Here is a 6,945-nt window from a genome sequence, read left to right as displayed (position 1 = left end):
GAAGACAAAACACCCCTTCCCCCCCCACACCTCTCTTCCTCCCCCCCGCCACCCGCCACTCGGTGGGCGGGGCCCACGACAAGCAAACTTTTCTGTCCGCCCCACTAGGCCCTGTCCGGGCGAGCTCTTCGGGCTCGCGACGACAGCTACGGCCTGTTCCTCGAAGATCGCCCGGACAGGACCTGGCGGGTGTCCCCAGCCGACGCACCTAGTAGGGGGTGTCCGCAGCCGACGCACCACGCGGTGCCGGCGCCACCCGGCACGGGCGCGGACGCGTCAGGCCTCGGCTGTCGTCGTACCCGTCGATGCTCCCGGCCGCAGAAGGTCCCGGATCACCCGAACCGCCGCCTCGGCATCGTCCACGGTGACCGTGAAGGTGCGGCCGTCGCCGAGAGTGAGGACGATCCCCTCGCCGCGGCGGACGATCACGGCCGTGCCCTTCTCCGGGCGCCAGCGACAGCCCCAGCCACCCCAGTGACGCGGGGTGACCCTCGGCGCGAATTCGGCCCCGACGACCTGCGAGAACGGGATCCTCCTGCGGGGTACTCCCATATGGCCGCAGCGGACCTCCATGGCATCGCGGTCGACCCTGACCGCGACATGCACGAAGGCGAGCGTCCCGAAGAGCATCAGCAGCCCGGCCGAGACACAGCCGATCACCGACATCAGCAGCGGGACGATGCCCGACGTCCACGGCGAATCGACGGCCAGCTCGATGCCCAGTGCCATACAGGCCGCGCCTGCGGCCGCGAGCACCCACTGGAGGCGGTTGGTGGCACGGCCGGTCCAGATCGCGGGCAGTCGCTCTGCGGCCTGCCCCTCGTCACGGGGGTGGTCCGTCATGCTTCGCAGCGTACTCACGTTCCGCACGGCGGGCACCGGTTCGTACAGAACGGGAAAGCCACCCCAAAACCCCCGGCGTATCCACGGAACCGCAGGCCGGGCGAGGTTCGGGACCGGTCCCGCCGCCGCGTTCCTCAGTGCGCGGGCGTGACCGGCTGCACCGCGCCCAGCAGCCCGCCTTCCGCGTACCCGAGCGCCCGCTCCGGAAGCTGCGACTCACGCCCGCTGAGCAGCACCGTCAGCAGGCTGCTCGGGGTGGCCTCGGGCGCGGGACCGGCGTCGATCCGGCGCAGCGCCTGGGCGGCGACGGCCCCGGCGGAGCCGTGCAGGACGACCGGCGGCAGGGCGTCGGAACGGCCGGCGCTCACGGCGGCACGGATGTGTTCGGCGACCAGTTCGTAGTGGGTGCAGCCAAGGACGAGGGCACGTACGTCCATCGGAGTGAGTGCGGCCGCTGCCGCGACAGCACGGGCGATGGCAGCCTCGTCGGCCTGTTCGACGGCGTCGGCGAGTCCGGGGCACGGCACCTCGGTGACGTCGGCGCCGTTGGCGAAGTCCCGGATGAGCCCCCGCTGGTAGGCGCTTCCGGTGGTGGCGGGGGTGGCCCAGATGGCGACCCGGCCGCCGCCCGCCGCAGCGGGCTTGATCGCGGGGACGGTACCGATGACGGGCAGCCCCGGCTCCAGCTCCGCGCGCAGCGCCGGCAGGGCGTGCACGGAGGCGGTGTTGCAGGCGACGATCAGGGCGTCGGGGCGGTGTGCGGCCGCTGCCCGGGCCACGGCGAGTGCGTGCTCGGTGACGTCGTCGGGGGTACGCGGGCCCCACGGCATCCCGTCGGGGTCGGAGGAGAGAACCAGATCGGCGTCCGGCCGCAGCCGACGCACCGCGGCGGCCGCCGCGAGGAGGCCGATTCCGGAGTCCATGAGCGCGATCTTCACCCGGTTACCCTAGCCGACGGCTCTTGCGGTCCCCGCGTAGTGGGGCACACTGCGGCGAATGAGCACCATTGCGTGGATCGCCTTGGGATCCCTGGCCGCCTGGCTGTGGCTGCTGCTGGGGCAGGGCTTCTTCTGGCGTACGGATCAGCGGCTGCCCCGGCGTACGGCGCCGGGGACCTGGCCGTCCGTCGTGATCGTCGTACCGGCCAGGGACGAGGCCGGTGTGCTGCCGGAGAGCCTGCCGTCGCTGCTGCGGCAGTCGTATCAGGGCGAGGCCGAGGTGATCCTCATCGACGACGGCAGCACGGACGGCACCGGCGAACTCGCCCGCAAGCTGTCGGAGCAGTACGACGGGCTGCCGCTGACCGTGGCCTCACCGGGCGAACCGGAAGCGGGCTGGACGGGCAAGCTCTGGGCGCTGCGGCACGGCATCGCGCTCGCGCGCAAGCGCCGGCCCGAGTATCTGCTGCTCACCGACGCCGATATCGCTCATGAGCCGGACAGCCTGTCCGAACTGGTCGCGGCTGCGAAGACGAACAGCCTCGACCTGGTCTCGCAGATGGCCCGGCTGCGGGTGGCCACGGGCTGGGAGCAGCTGGTGGTGCCCGCCTTCGTCTACTTCTTCGCGCAGCTCTACCCGTTCCGCTGGATCAACAAGAAGCGTGCGAGGGCGACGGCCGCTGCGGGCGGTTGTGTGCTGCTGCGTACGGACATGGCCGAGCGGGCGGGGATCCCGGAGTCGGTGCGCCAGGCGGTGATCGACGACGTGGCGGTGGCGCGGGCGGTTCGGCGGGCCGGCGGGCGGGTCTGGCTGGGGCTGGCCGAGCGGGTGGACAGCATCCGTCCGTATCCCCGGCTCGCGGATCTGTGGCGGATGGTGTCCCGGTGCGCGTATGCCCAGCTGCGGCACAATCCGCTGCTGCTCGCCGGGACGGTGGCGGGGCTCGCGGTCGTCTACCTCGCGCCGCCCGTCGCCGTGTTCTCCGTACTGTGCGGCGCGGGCGCCTCCCGGGACGGGGTGGCCGGCTGGGCGGGGTTCCTGGCGTGGGCGGTGATGGCCGGCACGTACATCCCGATGCTGCGCTACTACCGGCAGACGCTGTGGCTCGCTCCGGTACTGCCGTTCACCGCGCTCCTCTATCTGCTGATGACGGTCGATTCGGCGGTGCAGCACTACCGGGGGCGGGGTGCGGCCTGGAAGGGGCGTACGTACGCCCGTCCCGAAGCCGCACCCGAACGCTGACGACGGGCGTAGGTCACTTCCTGCCCGGCGTCCAGTTCATTCCCCATCCATAGGCGTAATCGATGGTGCGCTGCGGGCTCACGCCTCGTTCGGGTACGAGGTAGCGCGCCTCCCGCTGCACCACGAGGTCGCCGCCCACGTTGGTGAGGAGGGCGAGGGCACAGACGGTGGAGGGCACGGTGCAGTCGTCGAGGGAGAAGTCGACCGGCGCGCCGTGCTGCGGCTGGAGGGTGACGGTGGCGTGCAGGTCGGCGAAGCTGCGGGCGCCTTCGTAAACGGTGACGAAGATGACGACGCGGCGGAGCTTGTCCTTGTGGTCGAGGTTGATGGTGAGGTTCTCGCCGGTGGCCGAGGCCCCGGTGCGGTCGTCGCCGTCGAGATGGATGTACGGGGGCTGGTGCAGCGAGCCGTAGGCGTTGCCGAGGGCCTGGACGACGCCCTTGCGGCCGTCGGTGAGTTCGTAGAGGGCGCACAGGTCGAGGTCGAGGTCGCTGTGCATGGCGACGGCCCGGCCGAGCTTGGCGCCCCACCCCGTGAACTGCTTGCGCACCTCCCAGTTGAGATTGACGCGCATGGCGCCGGAGGTGCCGCCCTGCTTGCTGAGCGAGACGGTCGGCGACTCCTTGGTGAGCGTGACCTTGGTGAGGCGCACGGGAGCGTTCGCCGGTGCGGGCGGCGCCGCGGGCGCCGGGGCGAACCCGGGTGCTGCGGGCGCCGGGGTGACGACCGGTGCCGCCGGTGCCGGGGGCGCGGCGTGCTGGGGCTCGTCGACCGTGATGCCGAAATCGGTCGCGAGCCCCTGGAGGCCGGTTCCGTATCCCTGTCCCACGGCGCGGAACTTCCACGCTCCCTGGCGCCGGTAGAGCTCGCCGAGGATGAAGGCCGTCTCGACCGTCGCGTCCTGGCTCTCGTAGCGCGCGATCTCCGTGCCCGTGGCGGCGTCCAGGACCCGTACGTACAGTCCCGGCACCTGTCCGAAGCTTCCGCCGTCCGCCGAGGCGGCCAGCACGATCCGCTCGATGGCGGGCTCGACGCGCCCGAGATCGACCACGAGGTGGTCGGCCGTCCCGTCTCCGGCGGCGCGCTTGCCCTGGTGGCGGACCGCGCCCGAGGCGTGCTCGGGCTGGTTGTAGAAGACGAAGTCCGCGTCGGAGCGGACCTTTCCCGATCCCGAGTCGAGCAGCAGCGCCGACGCGTCGACGTCCGGCACCCCGTTACCGGAACGCCAGCCCAGTTCGACATGGACGTTCAGCGCGGGTACCGGAACATTGGCTCCTTTGAGCATGGACATCCTCGCCCCCATCGCGGGTCCTCGTACCCCATGTTCTGTGTGCCGCCAACCTAGCCCGAGCACAGCCGGAAGACCCGGGGCGACCCGTGGGTAACCCCTTCTCAGCTTGCCCTTTACAGGATCTAGACGACTCGCGGCGACCGTTTTTCCCAGGTTCGCTCGCATTGGGGATACGTGTTCACTCGTTACACGTCAAACAACCCTCTTATCGGGCTCCCCAACCAGCACATCGTGGGCTTAACTTATGTGCCATGACCTCCCCCCGCTCCACCTACGGTGGCGGTTACTACTCCGCGCCGTCTTTCCCCGACACCCCGATCTACGACTCCCTCGTCGCTGAGCGGGGCACGCCTCAGATCGCACCGATCCGAGTGCCTTCCGCGTACGACACCGGCCACAGCTATCTGCCGGCGCTGCCCGCGGCCCTGCCCGCCCTCCCGGCGGCTCCTTCTCACCCCACGCCTTCGTACGGATACCCGCAGCCGATGCCGCAGCCCGTTCCGCTGCAGCACGCGCCCGCGCCGTACATCCCCCAGCAGCCCAACGGCCCGCGCGGCTACCCGGGCGCCCAGCCGCAGCCCATGCCCCGCCCGGTCGCGACCGGGTACGAGGCGATGCGCCCCGCGGCGCCGCGCCCGGTGCCCGCCCAGGCGCCGTACGAGGATCCGTACAACCGCCCCTACCAGGGCGGCGGGTACTGACCGGGAGGTGACCCGCCGGCTGTCCGACGGGTCGCCCTCAGGTGACCGGACGGGAGGTCCGGAGCGGCTGGCAGGATGGCCGTATGGCCACTGCAGTGCTCCGTTCCGTCCACATCCATCCGGTCAAATCGGTCGCGGGCTACGCGGTCGATGAGGCCGTCGTGGAACCGTGGGGGCTCGCCGGGGACCGGCGGTGGATGCTGGTCGACGCCATGGGCAGAGCGGTCACGCAACGCCAGCAGCCGCGGCTGGCGTTGGCAGCCGCCACATCCCTGCGGGGCGCCGGCATCCGGCTGTCCGCACCCGGGCAGGCGCCGCTGAGCGTCGTGGTGCCCGGGCCGGTGGGCACGACCGCGGTGGAGCTTTTCGGGGAGAAGCTGGAGGCGGTGCCCGCCGGCGCCGCCTCCGACGCATGGTTCAGCGCGTACCTGGGCGCACCGGTCCGGCTGATGCATCTCGACGATCCGGCGCACCGGCGTCCTCTCGATCCCGGACACGCGCTGCCGGGCGAGACCGTGTCCTTCGCCGACGGCTATCCCCTGCTCGTCACGTCCGTCGCCTCGCTCGACGCGCTCAACTCACTCATCGCCCAGGGCGACCACCCCGACGAGGGTCCGCTGCCGATGAACCGCTTCCGGCCCAATCTCGTCGTGGACGGCACGGCGCCGTGGGCCGAGGACGAGTGGAAGCGCATCGCCGTCGGGGAGGTGACCTTCCGGGTGGCCAGGCCGTGCGGTCGCTGTGTCATCACCACCACCGACCAGACGACCGCGGAGCGTGGCAAGGAGCCGCTGCGCACCCTCGCGCGGCACCGCCGCTTCGGGGACCGGCTGGTCTTCGGACAGAACGTGGCGCCCGAGCACACGGGCACCGTCCGCGTCGGGGATCCGGTCCGCGTCCTCGGCTGAGGGATCACCCGTCCGGCGGGAACCCGGGGCGTCGGCGCGCGCGTTGGGACAGTGGCACGGGCCTGGACGAGTAAGTCCTGTCTCCCGCCGTCCGCCCGGAGGACGGGCTTCGCGGCGTCCGGTGCGTGCAGATGCAAGGCGGTGGGGGTACCCCCGGCCGGAGGTTGGGGGAGGTCGTCCTCGTACTGGGCGTACTTGGACGATCCCGACAACGCAGCGTGGGGGCACTTCCGTGCCCGAAGGGCTACGCGGGAGTGCGCGCCGGGCGGCGCGGAGCAGGCGGGAGACAGGACTTACTCGTCCAGCACGGGTGAGATGGCTCTCTCTTCGTTCCATCCGCGCGTACGCCGTTGCGTACGGGGCTATGACGGGCGCAGAAGGGGGTGCGGGACGGTGCGAGCGATGGCGGGACTCTGGCGCTGGCGGCACAACCCCGTGCGCCGCACAACCGATCTGGTCGAGGCATGGGTGGCGCTGGCCGCCGTGCTGCTGCTGACCCTGGGAGTGCCGGCCACCGGCTGGATCTGCGGCAGCCTGACCGACGGCGCCCTCGAGCGGTCCGTGCGCGTCCAGCACGAGGAGAGACACAGCACGACGGCCCGTGTGGTGCGGGCCGCGACGCCGTCGCAGCGCTCCGCCGCCGACCCGGAGGCGGCCATGGAGCACCGGATACGCCGGATGGTGGTCGCCGAGTGGACGGGCGCCGACGGCAGCCGGCACAGCGGTACGGTCGCCACCGTCCCGCGCACCTCCGATCCCGGCGACACGTTCCTTCTCTGGACGGACGACAGCGGGCAGGCCGTCAGCCGTCCCATGAACCGGGACACCGCGCGGGCGCACGCCGTGATCGCGGGCCTCGGGGCGGCCGCCGTGGCCGCGGGGCTCGTCGAAGGAACCAGACGGCTGGTCGTACGGCGGCTGATGCACCGGCGGTACGCGCAGCTCGACCGTGCGTGGGCAAAGGCCGGTCCCGACTGGGGCCTCACGGGCACGGGCAGCTGACCGGTCAACTCCCGCTCGC

The 6,945-nt window shown here is 71.9% G+C and carries 7 protein-coding genes; 4 read left to right on the top strand and 3 right to left on the bottom strand.

Annotated features, from left to right (window positions below):
• Nucleotides 1-276 precede the first annotated feature (276 nt).
• The gene (locus ACZ6ZQ_RS37220; protein ID WP_469772966.1) at nucleotides 277-843 is read right to left on the bottom strand and encodes a hypothetical protein; all 567 of its coding nucleotides are present in this window, start codon (nucleotides 841-843) and stop codon (nucleotides 277-279) included.
• A 134-nt stretch (nucleotides 844-977) separates the two neighbouring features.
• Entirely contained in the window at nucleotides 978-1,781 is an 804-nt protein-coding gene (locus tag ACZ6ZQ_RS37215) for a glutamate racemase (protein WP_469772965.1), read from the bottom strand.
• A 58-nt stretch (nucleotides 1,782-1,839) separates the two neighbouring features.
• Between ACZ6ZQ_RS37215 and ACZ6ZQ_RS37210 the strand changes: the two genes are divergently transcribed.
• Entirely contained in the window at nucleotides 1,840-3,024 is a 1,185-nt protein-coding gene (locus ACZ6ZQ_RS37210) for a glycosyltransferase (protein WP_469772964.1), read from the top strand.
• 13 nt (nucleotides 3,025-3,037) lie between these two features.
• Here ACZ6ZQ_RS37210 and ACZ6ZQ_RS37205 read toward each other — a convergent pair whose 3' ends face one another.
• On the bottom strand, nucleotides 3,038-4,315 hold the full coding sequence (locus ACZ6ZQ_RS37205; RefSeq protein WP_469772963.1) for a TerD family protein: 1,278 nt from the start codon (nucleotides 4,313-4,315) through the stop codon (nucleotides 3,038-3,040).
• 251 nt (nucleotides 4,316-4,566) lie between these two features.
• On the opposite strand from ACZ6ZQ_RS37205, the gene ACZ6ZQ_RS37200 reads away from it, so the two are divergent.
• From ACZ6ZQ_RS37200 to ACZ6ZQ_RS37190, 3 genes are all read left to right on the top strand, one after another.
• Nucleotides 4,567-5,016, top strand: coding sequence for a DUF6643 family protein (locus tag ACZ6ZQ_RS37200; RefSeq protein WP_469772962.1), 450 nt, complete (start codon nucleotides 4,567-4,569; stop codon nucleotides 5,014-5,016).
• 83 nt (nucleotides 5,017-5,099) lie between these two features.
• Nucleotides 5,100-5,924 (top strand): MOSC domain-containing protein, encoded by an 825-nt coding sequence (locus ACZ6ZQ_RS37195; protein ID WP_469772961.1) that lies wholly within the window; start codon nucleotides 5,100-5,102, stop codon nucleotides 5,922-5,924.
• A gap of 402 nt (nucleotides 5,925-6,326) precedes the next feature.
• Complete coding sequence (locus ACZ6ZQ_RS37190; protein WP_469772960.1) at nucleotides 6,327-6,926, top strand: Rv1733c family protein; 600 nt, start codon at nucleotides 6,327-6,329, stop codon at nucleotides 6,924-6,926.
• Nucleotides 6,927-6,945 lie beyond the last annotated feature (19 nt).

This window comes from Streptomyces sp. NPDC053673 (genome assembly GCF_055585225.1).
The sequence above is the reverse complement of the archived record's forward strand: the minus strand, read 5'-3'. Positions and strand labels throughout refer to the sequence as shown.